This is a genomic window from Acidovorax sp. A79 (assembly GCF_041154505.1).
Classification (GTDB): Bacteria; Pseudomonadota; Gammaproteobacteria; order Burkholderiales; family Burkholderiaceae_C; genus Acidovorax.
The window spans coordinates 2,874,156-2,892,511 of record NZ_AP028672.1 but is presented as its reverse complement, the minus strand read 5'-3'; the positions used below and the strand labels follow the sequence as shown (position 1 = coordinate 2,892,511).

The window sequence follows — 18,356 nt, the reverse complement described above, 5'->3', positions numbered from 1 at the left end:
TGACCGCCTTGCAATCCGACCTGAATTCCCCCGCCTCCCCGCCCGAGGCCATGGGCGCCCGCTCCGGCCCCCGCCCCATCGAGATCGCCCTGCTCACCAGCGTCTTCGTCGTGGCCGCCTGCGGCCTGCTGTACGAGCTGGCCGCGGGCGCGCTCGCGTCCTATGTGCTGGGCGACTCGGTGCTGCAGTTCTCCACCATCATCGGCACCTACCTGTTCGCCATGGGCGTGGGTTCGTGGCTGTCGCGCTACTTCGAGCGGCAGCTGCCGGCGCACTTCCTGCGCATCGAGCTGCTGGTGGCGCTGGTTGGCGGCGCGCTGCCGGCCACCCTGTTCCTGGCCAACGCCTACACGCCGGGCGCGTTCCGCTTCCTGCTGTACGGCATGGTGCTCATGGTGGGCACGCTGGTGGGGCTGGAGATCCCGCTGGTCATGCGCATCCTCAAGCGCAACGTGGCGCTCAAGGACCTGGTCTCGCAGGTGCTCACGTTCGACTACCTGGGCGCGCTGGCGGTGTCGCTGGCGTTCCCGCTGCTGCTGGTGCCGCACCTGGGGCTCATCCGCACGGGGCTGCTCTTCGGCCTGATGAACGCGGCCGTGGCGCTGTGGGCGGTGTGGCTGTTCCGGCATGAATTGCGGCGTCTGAAGGCGCACCTGGCGGCCTGCGTGATGGTGCTGGGCATCCTGCTGGCCGCCCTGGCGGGGGCCGAATACATCACCAGCGTGGCCGAGGACAAGTTCTACCAGGACCGCATCGTGTTCAGCACCGCATCGCCCTACCAGCGCATCGTGGTCACGCACGGGCGTGTGGGGCACCGGCTGTACCTCAACGGCAACCTGCAGTTCGCGCAGTCCGACGAGTACCGCTACCACGAGGCCCTGGTGCACCCCGCCATGTCGGCCCACGGCGCGCCCAAACGCGTGGCGGTGCTGGGCGGTGGCGACGGCATGGCGGTGCGCGAGATCCTCAAGTACCCGTCGGTCGAGTCCGTGACGCTGGTCGAACTGGACCCGGCCATGACAAAGATCTTCAGCGAGAACCCCACGCTCGCGCGCCTGAACGGCAACGCCTTGCAGAACCCCAAGGTGAAGATCGTCAACACCGATGCCTTTGGCTGGCTGCAGGAGGGATCGGACACGTTTGATGTCATCGTGGTGGACTTTCCCGACCCCACCAATTTTTCCATCGGCAAGCTCTACACCAACAGCTTCTATGCGCTGCTGGACAAGCGCCTGGCGGCCAGCGGCTATGCGGTGGTGCAGACCACGTCGCCGCTGGTGGCGCGCCAGAGCTTCTGGACCGTGGTGCAGACCATCGAGTCCGTGGGCCTGCAGGCCGCGCCGTACCACGCCCATGTGCCCAGTTTTGGCGAATGGGGCTTCATCATCGCCAGCCGCAGGCCCTGGCGCCTGCCCGGGGCCTTGCCCGATGGCCTGCGGTTTCTGGGCACCGACTCGCTGCCCCTGCTGTTCGATTTTCCGCGCGACATGGCGCGGGTGCCCGCCGAGGTGAACCGGCTGTCCAACCAGGCGCTGGTGCACACGTACGAGCGCGAGTGGGGAAAACATTGAGAAGCCCCCCTGAGCCGCTTCGCGTCTTCCCCCCGCTCTCGCAGCGCTGCGCGCAGCGGGCAGGGGGACGCCCCCAGCGCACGCCAGCGAAGCGCCGCCAATGCGGCTTTGCGGCCCTTGCGCGGGGGCCGCTGGTCTGGGCCGCGCCGGTCGCAAGCCGCGCAGGCGTTGCGTACACCCGGAGACACTGACGCCATGCAACGTCGCCATTTCCTAGCCACCGCCGCCGCCTCGGCTGCCGCCGCGGTGCTCCTGCCGGGTTGCGACAAGGCCCCTCGCGTCTTGGAAGGCGGCTTCACCGGCATCGACATGGCGCGCGGCCACCAGCTGCGCGACTGGCTCAAGACCGGCTCCTGGCCCGCGCCGGCCGTGGTGCGGCGCGCGCAGGTCATCATCGCGGGCGGCGGCGTGGCGGGGCTGGCGGCGGCGCGGTCGCTGCGGCTGGCGGGCATCGCGGACTTCGCGCTGCTGGAGCTGGAGGACAGCGCGGGCGGCAACAGCCGGGGCGGGGCCGTGCAGGGCATTGCCTGCCCGCTGGGCGCGCACTACCTGCCGGTGCCCGGCGACGATGCGCGCGAAGTGCAGGACCTGCTGGAAGAGCTGGGCCTGCGCCAGCGCGTGGCCGGCCGCTGGCGCTACGACGAGCGCCACCTGTGCCACAGCCCGCAGGAGCGCCTGTTCTTCGAAGGCGCATGGCAGGAAGGCCTGCTGCCGGTGCAGGGCGTGGACGATGCAACCCTGGCCCAGTACCGCCGCTTCGCGCAGGCCGTGGCGCAGCAGTCCAAGGCCGCGCGCTTCACCATGCCGGTGCTCAAGTCGCTGGACGCCAGAAAGCCCCTGGCACCCGCGCACCAGGCGCTGGATGCGGTGACGTTCGACGCTTGGCTGCAGCAGCAGGAGCTGGACGATCCGCACCTGCGCTGGTACCTCGACTACTGCTGCCGCGACGACTACGGCGCGGGCACCGCGCATGTGTCGGCATGGGCGGGCATCCACTACTTTGCGAGCCGCCATGGTTTTCACGCCCCGGGCGAGGCCGCGGACGAGGCACGCGAAAGCGTGCTCACCTGGCCGCAGGGCAATGGCTGGATCACCCAGCGCCTGGCGGCCCCGCTGCAGAACAGTGCCCAAGGTGGCGGCCAGCTGCGCGCCGCCACCAGCGTATTGCGCATCACCGAGAACCGCCACGGCGTGGAGGTGGATGCCTTCAACCACGCCACCGACAGCGTGGAGCGCTGGCAGGCGCCGCGCTGCATCGTGGCGCTGCCGGTGTTCATGGCGGCGCGCGTGGTGCAAAACCCGCCCGCGTTCCTCACCGGCGCCGCAAGGCGCCTGGGCTGGGCGCCCTGGCTCGTGGCCAACATCCACATCGACAGTGCCCTGACCGACAGGCCCGGCGCCGCCCCCGCCTGGGACAACGTTCTGTACGCCGACCCCACGGCGGGCGGCCTGGGCTACGTGAACGCCGGACACCAGCGCCTGGACGCGCGTGCCGTGCTCGCGGGGCCCACGGTGCTGACCTACTACCAGGCGCTGGGCGATGCTCCCGACGGCCGCCAGCACCTCGCCACCCAGCCCTGGCAGCACTGGGCCGATCCGATCCTGGCCGCGCTGGCGGTGCCCCACCCCGACCTGCGCCAGCGCGCCACGCGCGTGGACATCACGCGCTACGGCCACGCCATGGCCATCCCCACGCCCGGGATGCTCGGCTTTTTAAGTCAGATTGGCCTCCAGCGCTTACCAGGAAAGCGCAGGCAGCTATCAAATGGTGAGCAAACGCCCTGGATTCCCACCCCCGCCACGGCGCGGCTGGCGTTCGCGCACAGCGACTGGTCGGGCTACTCGGTGTTCGAAGAGGCCTTCACGCGCGGGCACGGCGCGGGGCTGGTGGCGGCGGGCTGACCCCGATGGCTGGGCCTGAACTGCACATCCACGTGGCGCAGCAGCGATTGCACCTGGTGGTGGCCGGGGCCATCGAGCGCAGCTACCCGGTATCGACCGCCCTGAACGGCGTGGGCGAACGCAAGGGCAGCGGCTGCACCCCGCGCGGCCAGCACCGCGTGCGCGCCAAGGTGGGCGCGGGCTGCGCGCCGGGCACGGTGTTCGTCGGGCGGCGGGCCACCGGCGAGATCTATTCGCCCGCGCTGGCGGCACGGCACCCGGGGCGCGACTGGATCCTGTGCCGCATCCTCTGGCTGGCCGGCTGCGAACCCGGCGTGAACCGGGGCGGCGCGGTGGACACGCTGCGCCGCTTCATCTACATCCATGGCTGCCCGGAGGGATCGCCCCTCGGGGTGCCCGCCTCGCACGGCTGCGTGCGCATGGCCAATGCCGACGTGATGGACCTGTTCGACCGGGTCGCCGTCGGCACGCTGGTGCGCATCGAGGAGGGCGCCGCCTCCTGACAGGGGGCGGGCGCCATGACACCAGGCCCCACCCTTGCCAGGGGCGGCGCCCTCCGCGGTGTCAGCCGTCGATGGGGGTGCGGGGGGTGTCCAGCGTGAGCTGGTAGAACGCCGCATCCAGCCACCGCCCAAACTTGAAACCCACCTGGGGCATCGTGCCCGTGTGCACGAACCCCAGCTGCTGGTGCAGCCGGATGCTGCCTGCGTTCGCCGCGTCGATGCACCCCACGATGGCGTGGATGTCGGCGGCCTTCGCCCGCTCGATCAAGGCCCGCATCAGCCAGGCGCCCAGTCCGCGGCCCCGGCAGTCCTTGTGGACATAGACACTGTGCTCGACCGTGTACTTGTAGGCCGGAAACGCGCGGAATGTGCCCCACGAGGCAAAGCCCAGCAGCCTGCCCTGGGCATCGGCGGCCCCCAGCACCGGGAATCCGCCGGCCCGCTTGGCGGCGAACCAGCTGGCCATGGCCGACGGCGGGCGGGGCACATAGTCATACAGCGCCGTCGAGGTCACGATGGCATCGTTGAGGATGTCCAGAATGGCGCTGGCATGCGCTGGCTTGGTGCAGTCGATGAGATGGACGTCGGGAGAGGGCGTGGTGGTGGAGTTCATGGTGGCGGAGATGGACAAAGTGGCGGGAATCCGGTCAGCGGTGGCCGTGGGTGGCCACATCGCAGAGAGCGACCAGGTAGTGGGCCTCCTGGTCGGCGGGATTGGAAAAGACCAGGGGCTCCGTGAGCCGCACGGCCAGGCAGTCGCCCTTGCGCAGCACATGGAGCGTGTCTCCCTGCGAGATCTCCATGCGGCCTTTGAGCACCCACACCTGCTGGTGCAGCGAGCCGTCCAGCCGGCCGCCCTCGTAGGCCACGCGCGCGCCGGCGGGAAACCGCACCTCCGCCAGCTGCAGCGGCGAGGGCCACGCGGGGGGCGACACCTGCTTTCTCACATAGCCGGACTGCGGGTCCACCCACTCCACCTGGTCGCCATGCCGCACCAGCGGAGCGGCCCGCGCCGGGGTGGGCGGCGCCTCGCCGAACAGTTCGCCCAGCGACACGCCCAGCGCCGATGCCAGGCGGTCGAGCACCACCGCCGTCGGGTTGGTCTGGCCCCGTTCGATCACGGAGATCATTGAGCGGCTCACGCCGGAACGGGCGGCCAGGCTGTCGAGGCTGTCGTTGCGCGACGCACGCAGCCCATGGATGCGGCGGCCAATCCTGGCGCTGATGTCCTCGGCGGAGAGGGGCATTGGATTTCCATCAAATGGGATTTTGTCCATCATATTGGATTTTTAGCCGCGTCGGACCACCCGCCCGCACGGCAAGGGGGGTGTCGAGGTTTTCCGGTGCGTAGAAAAGAACGCGCGTGTGCCCTCCGTCACTTCCCTGTCACACCGCCCCGGCATCGTCCGCCTTTTGTTTCTTCAAAGTCGACGCATGTTTCACCTCTCACGCATTGCTGCTGGCGCCACCTTGGCCTGCGCTGCCCTGGTTCCTTCCCACGCCCAGCAGGCCTACCCCGCCACGCTGGCGGGCCACGCCGTGCTGCCGGCCTTCACGCTGATCGCCGCGCCCAAGGACGCCCCGCAGGACCTGCAGGCCAGCGGCAAGTTCACCACCCCGCGCCGCGTGGAGGCCGTGGGCACCGTGATGGGCCAGTCGGGCGGGCGCGACACCGGCGTGTCCGTGCCCTTCAGGGGCCAGCCCATCCAGGGCCATTCGGGCATCAAGCGCATGGCCGACGGCTCGTTCTGGATCCTCACCGACAACGGCGCGGGCGCCAAGGCCAATTCGCCGGATTTCATGCTCTACCTCAACCACTACGCCGTGGACTTCAAGAGCGGCCAGTTCAACCGGATCAAGACCGTGTTCCTGCACGACCCGGACAAGAAGGTGCCGTTTCGCATCACGCACGAAGGCACGGAACAGCGCTACCTGACCGGTGCCGACTTCGACCCCGAGAGCTTCCAGTTCGCGGGCGGCGCGCTGTGGATCGGCGACGAGTTCGGTCCCTCCCTCATCAAGGCCGACCTGAACGGCAAGGTGCTGGGTGTGTTCGAGACCAAGGTGGACGGCAAGGTGGTGCGCTCGCCCGACGCCCCCGGCGTGCTGATGCCCGGCGCGCCGGACGCCAAGCCCACGCCGTTCGAGGTCAAGCGTTCCAAGGGCTACGAAGGCATGGCCGCGTCCAGGGACGGCAGCAAGCTCTATGCGCTGCTGGAAGGCGCGCTGTGGAACGATGAGGCCAAGGCGTATGAGAACGTGGGCGGCAGGCAGTACCTGCGCGTGCTGGAGTTCGATGTGAAGAGCGAGCAGTGGACGGGCCGCCACTGGAAGTACGTGCTGGAGGCCAACCACCACGCGATCGGCGACTTCAACATGATCGACAGCACCACGGGTTTGATCATCGAACGCGACAACGGCGAAGGCACAGCCGACAAGGCCTGCCCGGAAGGCCACAAGCGCACCGACTGCTTCCACGACCTCGCCAAGTTCAAGCGCGTCTACAAGGTTGAGATGAGCGACGCCAACGTGGGCGGCGAGATCCGCAAGGTGGGCTACATCGACCTGATGAACATCCAGGACCCGCAGCGCCTGGCCCGGAAGCCGCTGAACAACGGCGTGCTCACCTTCCCGTTCTTCACCATCGAGAACGTGGACGTGGTGGACGGCACGCACATCGTCGTGGGCAACGACAACAACCTGCCCTTCAGCAGCAGCCGCGAGCCGAACAAGGCCGATGACAACGAGCTGGTGCTGCTGGAAGTGGGCGAACTGCTGCGGGCCAGGTAGGGGCAAGCCGGTCGGCGCATGCCGGGAGCGGGCCGATGATGCCTTGGCGCCCCGGCCCGCGCACCCCGCCCTGCGCTGCGTTACGTTGAGCGGCCGATCAGGGGCCGGAGAGGCGGGTGGCGCTGATCGATGAATCGCCACCAGCTATCCAAAGAGGAGCGAGTGACGCGGCTTCGCCGCGGGCCCGCCTGCCCGCCCGCTGGCGCTCAGTGCGCCGCGTCCATGCGCAGCTTGTACGCCACGCCATCGCGTCCGGGGTCGGCGCCGCCGTGCAGGCCGTCGGGCTGCACCTGCACGCCGTGAACCCAGCCAATGGTGTAGTTGTAGGGGTTGCGGCCGACCGCGTAGCCCTGGGCTTCGAGCGCGCGCGTGGTGTGGCGCGGGATGCGGTTGCACACGTCGATGGCGTTGCTGGTGGACGAAAACCGCGGCGCCGACACGGCGGCCTGCATCTCCATGCCGTGGTCGATCACGTTGAGCAGCACCTGCAGCACGCCCATGGCGATCTGCGTTCCACCCGGTGCGCCCAGCACGATGTCCAGCCCGCCGTCCTTGAACGTCATGGTGGGGCAGGACGACGTGAAGCGGCTCTTGCCCGGCTGGATGCTGCCCGCACGGCCCGGGCGCGGGTCGAACACGCCCATGCAGCCGTTGTACAGGAAGCCCATGCCCGGCGTGATGATGCCCGAGGGCATGGCCAGCGAGTGCGTCATCGACACGGCGTTGCCGTCCGCATCGACCACGCTCAGGTGCGTGGTGTCGCGTGGCACGGGCGCGCCGGGGTTCACGCGCTCCACGCTGAAGCGCTGGCCCGCGCGGATCTGTTCGGCCGCCTCGCGGGCCATGTCCTTGGACAGGAGCTTGTCGAGCGGCACGTCGAAGAATTTCGGATCGCCGATGCAGCGGTCCTTGTCGGCCGTCGCCTTCTTCATCGCCTCGCACACCAGCCGGATGTATTCGGGGCTGTTGTGCTCCATGCCGCGCAGCTCGAAGTGCTCCAGGATGTTGAGCATCTCCAGCAGCATGGCGCCGCCGCCGGGGGGCTGGTTGGTGGTGACGGTGCGGTCGCGGTAGCTGCCCACCAGCGGCGGGTTGCGCGTGACCTCGTACCGGGCCAGGTCCTCGAGCGTGATCAACGCGCCCAGCGACTGCAGGTGCGCGATCATCTTCTGGGCCAGATCGCCCCGGTAGAACGGCTGCGAGCCTTCTTCGGCGATCTGGCGCAGCACGCTGGCCATGCCAACGTTCCGCAGCGGCGTGCCGATGGGCTTGGGGCGGCCATCGGGGCGGCAGTACAGGTTGCGGCTGTCCTCGCAGTACTGCAGCCGCTCCAGGTTGCCGACGCGGCCCATGGCGGGCTCGTCGATCCAGAAGGCGTGCATGCCGGGGCGCACAAAGAAACCGTCCGAGGCCCAGCGGATCGCGGGCTCCACCACCTGCTTCCACGGCAGGCGGCCATGCGCCTGGTGCATGGCTTCCAGGCCCTTGAGCGTGGCGGGTGTGCCAATCGACTGGGGGCCGATGTCGTTGACGCGGCCTGTCAAGATGAAGCCGAAGCCGTCCTTGGTCTCGCCTTCGAGCAGGTGCTCCCACATGTTCTCCCGGGCTGCCAGCGGCGCGGGCGAGTGGAAGTCGAAATACTCATGCACCCGGGCGCCGGGCAGGTACACGGCGGCCGTGCCAAAGCCCGCAATGCCGCACATCAGCGGATCGACCACCGTCTGGGCCAGGGCGCAGGCGACCGCCGCATCCACGGCATTGCCGCCGGCGCGCAGGATGTCGATACCGGATTCGGCGGCCTCGGGCTGCGGGCAGACCACCATGGCTTCTTTTTTCATAGCATTCAAGGGCGAACCCCGTGCGGCATCAGTGACACGGCACGGGGTGGATTGAGAGAGAGGGGCTTGCGGGGCGCGGGCTTACTTGGCGCTGAGGTTCAGCTTCTCGAGCGTGGGGCCCCAGGCCTTGGCGTCGCGCACCGTGGTTTCCATGACCAGCGACGCAGGCCCGGACACGGCGATCACGCCCATGGTCTTGAGCTTGGCCTGCACTTCGGGGCTCTTGTGGAAGCTTTCCGTGGCCTTGTTGAGCTTGTCCACGATGTCGGCCGGCGTGCCGGCGCGCGCCACCACGGCGCTCCATCCCAGGGAGTCAAAACCCTTCACGCCCAGCTCGCCCAGGGTGGGCACATCGGGCAGCTCGGGTGCGCGCTGGGGGGACAGCACGGCCAGCGCATTGAGTTTCTTGGCCTTGATGTGCGGCAACGCTGTGCCATACACCACGCCCATCAGTTCGGTCTGCCCGCCCATGGTGGCCATGACGCCGTCGGCTTCGCCCTTGTAGGGGATGTGGGTCATCGAAATGCCCAGCGCTTCATTCACCAGTTCCACGGCGAGGTGGGTGGAATTGCCCAGTCCGGCGGACGCGAAGTTGAGCTTGCCGGGGGCCGCCTTGGCCTTCTCCGTGAGGTCTTTCAGCGTCTTGATGCCCGTGGCGGGATTGGCCGACAGCACGATCGGCACGGTGGTCAGCATGGCCACGCCCGTGAAATCCTTCTCGGGGTTGTAGGGCAGGGGTTTGTAGGTGAACTGGTTGAGCACCATGAGCGACACGCTGCCGTACAGCAGGGTGTAGCCGTCGGTGGGGGCGCTCAGCGCGTTCTGTGCGGCAATGAGCCCCCCTGCGCCGGGCTTGTTTTCCACCACGATGGTGCCGCCCAGGGCCTTGCCGGCATGTTCTGCCCACAGGCGCGCGATCGTGTCGGAGCTGCCGCCCGCCGCCTGCGAGACCACCAGGCGCACGGGACGGTTTGGGTAGGCGCCTTGCGCATGCGCGGCGGTGGCCGTGACGGCTGCGGCAGCGACGCCCATCAGTAGCCTGGAGACGTTGTTGATTGTGTTGAACACGGTGACCTCGACGGGGAAGTTACAGAAAAGATGAGCACATTGTCATGACGAATACTGCTGATTGCCTAGTGAAAAGGCAGAATGGGGCCATGAGGATTTGTTCATGATTGATCGTTCGGAAGGCACGTCCTGGGCGCGGCGCATCAAGGTCCGGCACCTGGAGTCGTTCCTGGTGCTGGACGAGGCGGGCACGCTCACGCTGGCGGCGGCGCGGCTGCACATGACGCAGTCGGCCATGTCGCACTGGCTGGCCGAGATGGAGGGCGTGGTGGGCTCGGCGCTCGTGGTGCGTGGGCGCAAGGTGCAGCTCACGCCCGCCGGGCACCTGCTCAAGCGGCTGGCCATCAACGTGCTGGGCGACATTGCCCGCACGGGCCGGGAGATGCACGCCATGGCCGAGGGACGCGTGCCGCGCCTGAACGTGGGCAGTGTCTGGGCGGGTATCGCCGGCGGCCTGCCCGAGGCCGTGAGCGCCTTTCAGCAGGACCATGCCGATGTGGCCGTGTCGATCCACGACGGGCCGTTCGACCATCTGCTCAAGGGGCTGGAGACGGGCGCGCTCGATGCCGTGATCGGCGTGCTCGATGCGCGGGCCCACCGGCCGGGGCTGGACCACCAGGTCCTGTTTGACGACCAGGTGGCCGTCGTCATCGGGCACGGCAGCAAGTACTGGTCGCGCAGCGCGGGGCTGGGCTTCGCGGACGTGCTGCACGAAAACTGGGTCATGCCGCCCAGCGGCACGCTGACGCGCATCCAGATGGATGCCTACCTGATCGCGCAGGAGGCCTCATGGCTGGTGCCGAAGGCCGAGACGGCGTCGCTGGCCATGATGCAGGCGCTGTTGCACAAGGGCGACTATGTGGGCGTGTGTTCGGAATCCATGGCCGACTACATGGCGTCGCTGGGGCTGTTCAGGAAGATCGCCATCGACTCCAGCATCCGCTTCGGGCCCATCACCGTGGTCTGGCACCGCGAGCGTGTCTCGGCCACGCTCATGGACTTTGTCGGCTGCCTGGTGGGCCACGCGCGGCGTGCGCCCCCGCTGGCGCACAGCCCGTAGGCGCGGCGGGACCGCGCCGCCCCGGCGCGCGGGGCCGGGTGGCAAAATTGAAGGCCCTCCCCTCTGCCACCTACCCGGAAACCGCGCCATGTTCACAGGCATCGTCCAAGCCACGGCAGGCATTGCCGCCATCCACGATCGCGCAGGCCTGCGCACCTTCACGCTCGACTTCCCGGAAGGCTTCTGCCAGGACCTCGCCATCGGCGCCAGCGTGTCCACCGACGGCGTGTGCCTCACGGTGACGGAAATCCTCTCGCCCACGCAGGCCAGCTTCGACGTGATGCTGCAGAGCCTGAACATCACCACGCTGGGCGGCTACCAGCAGGGCGACCGCGTGAACGTGGAACGCGCGGCCAAGGACGGCGCCGAGATCGGCGGCCACCCGCTGTCGGGCCATGTGGACTTCACCGGCACGCTCATCGAGCGCCGCGAGTTCGACAACAACCTGGTGTGGCGCGTGGCCGTGCCCGAGGCGTTTCGCCGCTACATCTTTGCCAAGGGCTACATCGCCATCCACGGCGCGAGCCTCACGGTGGCCGAGGTGAACCGGCAGGAGGGCTGGTTCGAGATCTGGATGATTCCCGAAACGCGCCGTGCGACGGTGTTTGAACACAAGAAGGTGGGCGACCCGCTCAACATCGAGATCGAGCGCAGCACCCAGGTGGTGGTGGACACTGTGCGCGAGGCCGTGCAGGAAAGCCTGGGCCGGCTGCAGCCGGTGCTGGAAGCCCTGCTCAGGGAAAAGGGCCTGTCGCTCGACGACTTCGTGCAGCCGCCGGTGTTGCCGCATTGAATGGAACACGTCCGGGCCCCTGGCGTGGTGGCCCCTTCCGATGATCCGATGACGAGGGTGCGCCCCCTGGCCGTCGCCGACCTGCCCGGCCTGCTCGCGGTGCAGCTGGCCTGCTATGGCGCGGGCTTCGTGGAGAGCGGCGAGGTCTTCGCGGCCCGCCTGGCCAGCCCGGCCAACTGCTCGCTGGTGCTGGAGCGCGCGGGCGTGGTGTGCGCCTATCTGGCGGCCTACCGGTCGGTGATGGGCAAGGTGACGCCACTGCATGGCGGCTTCGAGGCCGTGCCGCAGCCCGATACGCTCTACCTGCACGACATGGCCGTGCTGCCCGGCTGCGCGGGCCAGGGCCTGGCCCGTGCGCTGCTGCAGCCGATGTGGGAAGGGGCGCGGGGCCAGGGCCTGCGGCACACGGCGCTGGTGTCGGTGCAGGGCTCGCAGGCGTACTGGGAGCGGCAAGGCTATGCCGTGCAACCCCTGGCCGATGCGGCGCAGCGCGAACGGCTGGCGAGCTATGGAGACGGCGCGGTCTACATGGTGCGTGCACTCGCTCCCTGACCGGCGCTCCCCTGCGCCATGACCCAGTCGCGAAAGCGGCGCAGCGCGGGGTCGATCAGGGCTTCGGGCCGGTACACCAGGTGGTAGGCCAGCGGCGCCGGAAGGGGCTTGCAGTGCACGCAGACCAGCTCGCGCGCGTCCAGCTCCTGCTGCACGAGCGCACGCCTTGCCAGCGCAAACCCCCGCCCGGCCACGGCGGCCTCGATGGCCGCGTTGGAATGCGCGAACACCACGCCGCCGTCGCAATCCACGCCCGCCACGCCGTGCGCCTCGCACCACAGGCGCCAGTCGCCACGGTGCTCGTCGTGCAGCAGCCGGGCGCTGGTGATGTCGGCCACGCGCGCCGATCGGCGCGGCGCGAGCAGGCGCGGGCTGCACACGGGCACCAGGTCGTCGGCCACCAGCACCTCGGAGCGCAGGCCGGTGTATGCACCCTGCCCATGGCGCACGGCAAAGTGCACGCCTTCGGCCGCGAGGTCCACCGCGCGGTTGGTCGTGCCCACGTGCACGTCCATGTCCGGATGCTGCTGCAGGAAGCCATGCAGGCGCGGCACCAGCCACTGCACGGCGAAGCCCGGCGTGCAGCTCACCAGCACCACGTGCCGCCGGTTCGTCGACGCGATGCGCGAGGTGGCATGCCCGATCAGGGCCAGGCCCTCGGCACAGGCCACCTGGTAGTCGCGCCCGGCCGCCGTGAGCGCCAGGCCGCGCGGCTGGCGCTCGAACAGCGCGCAGCCGAGGAACTCCTCGAGCTTGCGCACCTGCTGCGAGACGGCGCCGGGCGTGACATGCAGCTCCTCGGCCGCGCGCCGCACGCTGGCGTGGCGGGCCGTGGCCTCGAAGAAGCGGACGGCGATCAGGGGCGGCAGGCGCATGGTGCTTGTATAGCGTGGCTAAACGGGTGTGCAGGATAAATGGTTTGCCGCCACGGCACCATGCCCCGAAGATGCCGGGCATGAACCTCCCCAGCCTGCTCCGTCTTTTCGCCCTGGCCGCCCTGTGGGGCGGCAGCTTTCTCTTCATGCGCATCGCCGCGCCGGTGTGGGGGGCGGTGCCCACCGCGTTCGGCCGCGTGGTGCTGGGCGCGGCGGGGCTGCTCGCGCTGCTGGCGGTGGTGCGGCTGCGGCCCGCGTTCGGGGGCAAGCTGGGCGCCGCGCTGGTGCTGGGCGCCATCAATTCGGGCATACCGTTCCTGATGTTCGCGCTGGCCGCGCGCGTGCTGCCAGCGGGCTACAGCGCCATCCTCAATGCCACCACGCCGCTCATGGGCGTGGTGATCGGTGCGCTGGCATTCGGCGAGCGCCTCACGCCCGCCCGCGTGGGCGGCGTGCTGCTGGGCATGGCGGGCGTGGCGGTGCTCGCGCAGGCGGGGCCGGTGGCGCTCAGCGCGCCGGTGCTGGGCGGCATCGCCGCCTGCCTGGTGGCCACGGCCTGCTACGGCCTGGCGGGCTTTCTCACGCGGCGCTGGATCACGCAGCGCGGCGGGCTCGACAGCCGCCTGGTGGCGCTGGGCAGCCAGTGGGGGGCCGTGCTCGCGCTGGCGCCGTTCGCCCTGTGGGAGGCGGCGCACCAGCCGGTGGCCACCTGGCTCGCGGCCGGCCCCTCCGTCTGGGGCGCGATGCTGGCGCTGGGCCTGCTGTGCACCTCGGCCGCCTACGTGCTGTATTTCCGGCTCATCGCCGACGTGGGGCCCGTCAAGGCGCTCACCGTGACCTTCTTGATCCCGCTGTTCGGCGTGGCCTGGGGCTGGCTGGTGCTGGGCGAGGTGGCCACGCTGGCGCACGCCGCCGGCGGCGTGCTGATCGCGCTGGCGCTGTGGCTGGTGCTGCGGCCCGCACCGGCCCCGCAGCGCTGAGCGCGGCACGGCGCTGCGAAGGGCGATGCCGGCCGCGGCAGCGCGCGTCATGGCCCGTGGTCATAATGCGCGCCATGCCCCACCGCTGGAAACCCAACGTCACCGTGGCCGCCCTCATCGAGCGCGATGGCCGTTTTTTGCTGGTCGAGGAAGAGACGACCGACGGTCTCAAGCTCAACAACCCCGCCGGCCACCTGGACCCGGGCGAATCGCCCATCCAGGCCTGCGCGCGCGAGGTGCTGGAAGAGACGGCCCATGATTTCGTGCCCACGGCGCTCGTGGGGGTGTACATGAACCGGTTCACCAAGACGCGCACGGGCGACGACATCACCTACATGCGCTTTGCGTTCGCCGGCACCCTGGGCACGCACCATGCGTGGCGCCCGCTGGACGCGGGCATCGTGCGTTCGGTCTGGATGACGCTGGACGAGATCAGGTCCTGCGCCGACCGCCACCGCACGCCGCTGGTGCTGCAGTGCATCCAGGACTACCTGGCCGGGCAGCGCTTTCCGCTGGACTTGATCCATACCGACCCCAGCGTGCTGCAGATGCCGGACACGGCGCGGCCCTGAGGCCCGGGACTGCCGCATCCTCTTCACCGGCGTGCCCACGGGACGCCGTGCAGTGCCTCAAGGGAGTGATTCTTCCCCCCTCTACTCCGCCGTGAGCTTGCGCTCCTTGATGATGGTGGCCCACTGGGTCGATTCCTTCTTCATGAAGGCCGTGAGTTCGGCGCGCGTGGTGGGCTGGGGCGTGAGGCCATGCTTGTTGAGCGCCTCTTTCACGCCCGCGTCGTTCAGCACCTTCACGATCTCCTGGTTCCAGCGTTCCAGCAGCGGCACCGGCGTTTTGCCCGGCGCCACGAAGGCGTACCAGTTGAGCGCCTCGAAGCCGGGAAAGCCCGATTCCGCCACGGTGGGGATATTGGGCAGATAGGCCGGCCGCGTGAGGCCCGTGGTGGCCAGCGGGATCAGCTTGCCCGTTTCGACATGTGGCAGCGCGGTGGGGGGCGCGGCAAAGTACGAGGTGACGCGTTCGCCCAGCAAATCCTGCAAGGCGGGTGCCCCGCCCTTGTAGGGCACATGGGTCATGTCGATGCCCGCGCGCTGGTTGAACAATTCGCCCGCCAGGTGGGATGCCGAGCCCGCGCCTGTGGAGGCGAAGTCCACGCTGCCGGGCTTCTTCCTGGACAGCTGCACGAATTCTGCGAGCGTCTTCGCGCCCGCAGCCTTGTGCACCACCAGCACGTTCGGAAAGTTCACCCCGCCCGACACCGCCGCCAGGTCCTTGAACGGGTCGTAGGTGAGCTTCATCAGGTGCGGCGCGATGGTGAGCGGCCCCACCGAGCCCAGCAGCAGCACCGTGCCGTCCGGCGCCGCATTGGCCACGAACTGGTGTGCGATGTTGCCGCCCGCCCCGCCCTTGTTGTCCACCACCACCGACTGGCCGATGTTCTCGGAGAGCTTCTTGGCGATCAGGCGGGCGGCCGCATCGGCCGCGCCGCCCGCGGCAAAGCCCACGACCAGGGTGACGGGCTTCTTGGGCGGAAAGTCTTGCGCGGCGGCGCCGAAGGCCAGGGGCAGGATTGCCAGCGCCAGGGCGCATTGCAGCAGGGTTCGTTTGGGGGTCATGGGGTCTCCTTCATCGTGGGTTGTGTGGTGTCAGTGAATCAATCAGCGCCCAGCCCGATGGGGTTGGGCTGGCGCTTTTCCACCGCATGGCGCAGCAGCGATGCGGTGCGGAAAATGCCGTGCGCGAACTTGCCGTAGGGCAGGGTGGCGAACAGCGCCATCACCGCGCCCAGGTGCAGGCACAGCAGCAGCGGCAGGGCGGGCGTGCCGCGCGCGGCCCAGAGCAGCAGGCCGCTGGTGGCGGTGAGGAACAGCAGCGCGATGAAGGCGCGGTCCATGGGCTTTTGCGCGGCGTCGCCATGCTGTGGGTGACGGCGCAGGTTCAAGCGCCACAGGCCCGCCGTGCCGATGGCAAGGCTGATGCCGCCCACGCCGCCCAGCAGCTTGGGCAGGCTGGGCAGGTCGTACGGTGCGGGCGCGCCCAGCAGGTAGTGGTACAGCGTGGCGACGCTGGTGGCGGCAAAGCACAGCATGAAGCCGTAGAACGTGAGGTGGTGAAACCGCCGGCGCGACAGGGTGTAGGCATCGTCCTCGTTGTGACAGCCGTCGCCATGGCCGCCGTCCAGGTATTTCAGGCGCAGCACCGCGTCGGCGGCCTCGACCGTGGCGGGCGCGCTCAGCGGCGCGCCGCTGGTGGCGGGCGTCACGTCGCGCCAGAAGCGGCGCACGCCCAGGCCCAGCGCCAGCGTGGCGAACAGGAACACCGGCGCGAACAGGCCCACGAGCAGGTTGTGCGGAAAGATGCCGTAGAAGCCACCCACGGGCGACTGCCACAGCGCACCCAGGCCCTGGCCATGCAGCGCTACGGCCAGCACCATGAACAGCGTGAGGCCTGCCACCAGGGCCAGTGCCAGGGTCAGCCCGTTGCGCTGGTAGAGCGCACCGAGCGCCGGGGGCCAGGCGTAGTCGGTGTAGGTCTGCCCCCGCACCTGGGCCATGGCCTGCGGTACGTTCACCGCAAATTCATGCGGCGGCGCGTATTGGCAGGCGTGCAGGCAGGCACCGCAGTTGTGGCACAGGTTGGCAATGAAGTGGATGTCGGCCTTGCCAAACTCCAGCCGCCGCGTCATGGCGGGGAAGACGGCGCAAAAGCCCTCGCAGTAGCGGCAGGCGTTGCAGATCTGCAGCTGGCGCGCCACTTCGGTTTCGGGGGCCGACAGCACGATGTTGCCGTTCGCCAGCGCCCGGGCGTCGCGCGTCAGGGCTTCAAGCGTTTGCATCACTAACTCCTGTTTTCATAGCTGCTGGCGCTTTGTGGATAAGCGCTGGAGCCTGTTTGGATGCCAAGGCGGCCTGTGTTCCCGCGATGCGGCCGAAGGCCGTGCCGATGCTCATGCCCACCCCGGCCGTGTAGCCCTTGCCCAGCACGTTGCCGGCCATCATTTCGCCGGCCACGAACAGGTTGGGGCTCGGCACGTCGCCAAAGCGCACGGCGGCGGTGTCGTCGGTGCGCAGGCCCAGGTAGGTGAAGGTCACGCCGGGCCTGAGCGCGTAGCCGTAGAACGGGCCGGTGGCGATGGGCCGCGCCCAGTGGGTCTTGGCGGGCGCGATGCCCTCGGTGTGGCAGTCGTCCAGCGTGGTGTGGTCGAAGGTGCCCACGCGGCAGGCGGCGTTGTAGCTGTCCAGCGTGCGCATGAAGCGGTCCACGGGCAGGCCGAGTTGTTGCGCCAGCTCGGGCAGGGTGTCGGCCTTCACGCCCGGGAACACGGGCGGCATGAAGCGGCCGATGGCCTGGCTGTCGATGACCGAGTAGCCGATCTGCCCCGGCTGCTGCGCCACCAGGCGGCCCCAGATCGCGTATCGCTTGGGCCAGAAGTCCTCGCCCTCGTCGTAGAAACGCTCGCCATCGCGGTTGACCACCACGCCCAGCGACACGCAGTCGATGCGCGTGCAGATGCCGCCGTCGTACAGCGGCGCGCGCGCGTCGATGGCCACCATGTGCGCCTGCGTGGGGTCGCCGATGCGGTCGGCGCCGTGGTCGTCGAGCAGGTGGCGCAGCAGCACGCCCCGGTTGTAGGCCGTGCCGCGGATGAGGAAGTTGTCCGACGGCCACTCGCCGCGTTCGTTCTGGCCCCAGGCCTCGCGCAGCCATTCGCGATTGGACTCGAACCCGCCCGCCGCGAGCACGCAGCTCTTGGCCGTGATGCGCTCGCCGCCGGCCAGGTGCGCCGCGACGAAGCGGCCGTTGTCGATGTCCAGGCGCTCCACCGGGGCTTCGTAGCGCACCCGCACGCCCAGCGCCTCGGCGCTGCGGTAGTAGGCATTGACCAGCGCCTTGCCCCCGCCCATGAAGAACGCGTTGGTGCGCGCCACGTGCAGCGTGCCGGCCAACGCGGGCTGAAAGTGCACGCCGTGGCGGCGCATCCAGGGCCGGCAGGTGCTCGACTCGCGGATCACCAGGCGCGCCAGGTGTTCGTTGGTGAGGCCGCCCGTCACCTTGAGCAGGTCTTGCCAGAACTCTTCTTCGGGGTAGGCGCCGACCAGCACGTCCTGCGGCGCGTCGTGCATGCAGCGCAGGTTGCGGGTGTGGGCCGAGTTGCCGCCGCGCCAGGCGCGTGGGGCCGATTCGAGCAACAGCACGCTGGCGCCCGCCTCGCGCGCCATCAGGGCGGCGCACAGGGCGGCATTGCCGCCGCCGATGACGAGCACATCAACCACAGCGTCGCCGCTCATGGCCGGTGGCTCCAGGCCATGCGCTGTGCGTGGGGGAATGAAGAAGGGGTTTTGGGGCCCATGGGGTGTCTCCTGGCGAGGTCGCCGTGTCGTTCATCGTGGTGACGGCGACTGTAGGGA

17 protein-coding genes are annotated in these 18,356 nt (G+C 69.4%); 9 read left to right on the top strand and 8 right to left on the bottom strand.

Annotation, left to right across the window (positions count from 1 at the left end; all coding sequences use genetic code 11):
* The first annotated feature begins 50 nt into the window (after positions 1-50).
* From ACAM51_RS13255 to ACAM51_RS13245, 3 genes are all read left to right on the top strand, one after another.
* Positions 51-1,571, top strand: a complete 1,521-nt coding sequence (locus ACAM51_RS13255; protein ID WP_218297212.1) for a polyamine aminopropyltransferase — start codon at positions 51-53, stop codon at positions 1,569-1,571.
* 195 nt (positions 1,572-1,766) lie between these two features.
* On the top strand, positions 1,767-3,473 hold the full coding sequence (locus ACAM51_RS13250; protein ID WP_369640882.1) for an NAD(P)-binding protein: 1,707 nt from the start codon (positions 1,767-1,769) through the stop codon (positions 3,471-3,473).
* 5 nt (positions 3,474-3,478) lie between these two features.
* Complete coding sequence (locus ACAM51_RS13245; protein ID WP_218297067.1) at positions 3,479-3,976, top strand: L,D-transpeptidase; 498 nt, start codon at positions 3,479-3,481, stop codon at positions 3,974-3,976.
* 61 nt (positions 3,977-4,037) lie between these two features.
* Here the strand turns inward: ACAM51_RS13245 and ACAM51_RS13240 are convergent, their stop codons facing one another.
* On the bottom strand, positions 4,038-4,589 hold the full coding sequence (locus ACAM51_RS13240) for an N-acetyltransferase family protein (protein ID WP_369640881.1): 552 nt from the start codon (positions 4,587-4,589) through the stop codon (positions 4,038-4,040).
* Between the two features lie 34 nt (positions 4,590-4,623).
* Positions 4,624-5,223 (bottom strand): helix-turn-helix domain-containing protein, encoded by a 600-nt coding sequence (locus ACAM51_RS13235; protein ID WP_218297069.1) that lies wholly within the window; start codon positions 5,221-5,223, stop codon positions 4,624-4,626.
* A gap of 187 nt (positions 5,224-5,410) precedes the next feature.
* Between ACAM51_RS13235 and ACAM51_RS13230 the strand changes: the two genes are divergently transcribed.
* Positions 5,411-6,766, top strand: a complete 1,356-nt coding sequence (locus tag ACAM51_RS13230; RefSeq protein ID WP_369640880.1) for an esterase-like activity of phytase family protein — start codon at positions 5,411-5,413, stop codon at positions 6,764-6,766.
* Between the two features lie 206 nt (positions 6,767-6,972).
* Here ACAM51_RS13230 and ggt read toward each other — a convergent pair whose 3' ends face one another.
* Both ggt and ACAM51_RS13220 read right to left on the bottom strand, forming a co-directional pair.
* Positions 6,973-8,604 (bottom strand): gamma-glutamyltransferase, encoded by a 1,632-nt coding sequence (gene ggt / locus ACAM51_RS13225; protein WP_369640879.1) that lies wholly within the window; start codon positions 8,602-8,604, stop codon positions 6,973-6,975.
* 81 nt (positions 8,605-8,685) lie between these two features.
* Positions 8,686-9,672: a Bug family tripartite tricarboxylate transporter substrate binding protein gene (locus tag ACAM51_RS13220; protein WP_369640878.1), complete on the bottom strand. Its 987-nt coding sequence runs from the start codon at positions 9,670-9,672 to the stop codon at positions 8,686-8,688.
* Between the two features lie 103 nt (positions 9,673-9,775).
* On the opposite strand from ACAM51_RS13220, the gene ACAM51_RS13215 reads away from it, so the two are divergent.
* From ACAM51_RS13215 to ACAM51_RS13205, 3 genes are all read left to right on the top strand, one after another.
* Positions 9,776-10,732, top strand: coding sequence for a LysR family transcriptional regulator (locus ACAM51_RS13215; RefSeq protein WP_218297072.1), 957 nt, complete (start codon positions 9,776-9,778; stop codon positions 10,730-10,732).
* 88 nt (positions 10,733-10,820) lie between these two features.
* Complete coding sequence (locus tag ACAM51_RS13210; RefSeq protein WP_218297073.1) at positions 10,821-11,525, top strand: riboflavin synthase subunit alpha; 705 nt, start codon at positions 10,821-10,823, stop codon at positions 11,523-11,525.
* A 48-nt stretch (positions 11,526-11,573) separates the two neighbouring features.
* Positions 11,574-12,077 (top strand): GNAT family N-acetyltransferase, encoded by a 504-nt coding sequence (locus ACAM51_RS13205; RefSeq protein ID WP_218339394.1) that lies wholly within the window; start codon positions 11,574-11,576, stop codon positions 12,075-12,077.
* Here ACAM51_RS13205 and gcvA read toward each other — a convergent pair.
* Positions 12,050-12,952 carry a transcriptional regulator GcvA gene (gene gcvA / locus ACAM51_RS13200; protein ID WP_369640877.1) on the bottom strand — a complete coding sequence of 301 codons (903 nt, stop codon included), beginning with the start codon at positions 12,950-12,952 and terminating at the stop codon, positions 12,050-12,052. The genes ACAM51_RS13205 and gcvA overlap by 28 nt on opposite strands.
* Positions 12,953-13,032: 80 nt before the next feature.
* Between gcvA and ACAM51_RS13195 the strand changes: the two genes are divergently transcribed.
* Complete coding sequence (locus ACAM51_RS13195; RefSeq protein WP_369640876.1) at positions 13,033-13,932, top strand: DMT family transporter; 900 nt, start codon at positions 13,033-13,035, stop codon at positions 13,930-13,932.
* 74 nt (positions 13,933-14,006) lie between these two features.
* The gene (locus ACAM51_RS13190; protein ID WP_218339396.1) at positions 14,007-14,504 is read left to right on the top strand and encodes an NUDIX hydrolase; all 498 of its coding nucleotides are present in this window, start codon (positions 14,007-14,009) and stop codon (positions 14,502-14,504) included.
* An 81-nt stretch (positions 14,505-14,585) separates the two neighbouring features.
* Here the strand turns inward: ACAM51_RS13190 and ACAM51_RS13185 are convergent, their stop codons facing one another.
* From ACAM51_RS13185 to tcuA, 3 genes are read right to left on the bottom strand one after another with little or no spacing between them, the layout of a single operon-like run.
* A complete protein-coding gene (locus tag ACAM51_RS13185; protein ID WP_218339397.1) occupies positions 14,586-15,563 on the bottom strand; it encodes a tripartite tricarboxylate transporter substrate binding protein in 978 nt (325 codons plus the stop codon).
* 38 nt (positions 15,564-15,601) lie between these two features.
* Entirely contained in the window at positions 15,602-16,783 is a 1,182-nt protein-coding gene (gene tcuB, locus ACAM51_RS13180; protein WP_369640875.1) for a tricarballylate utilization 4Fe-4S protein TcuB, read from the bottom strand.
* Positions 16,770-18,236, bottom strand: coding sequence for an FAD-dependent tricarballylate dehydrogenase TcuA (gene tcuA / locus ACAM51_RS13175; protein ID WP_369640874.1), 1,467 nt, complete (start codon positions 18,234-18,236; stop codon positions 16,770-16,772). The genes tcuB and tcuA overlap by 14 nt, the downstream gene beginning before the upstream one ends.
* Positions 18,237-18,356: the final 120 nt, after the last annotated feature.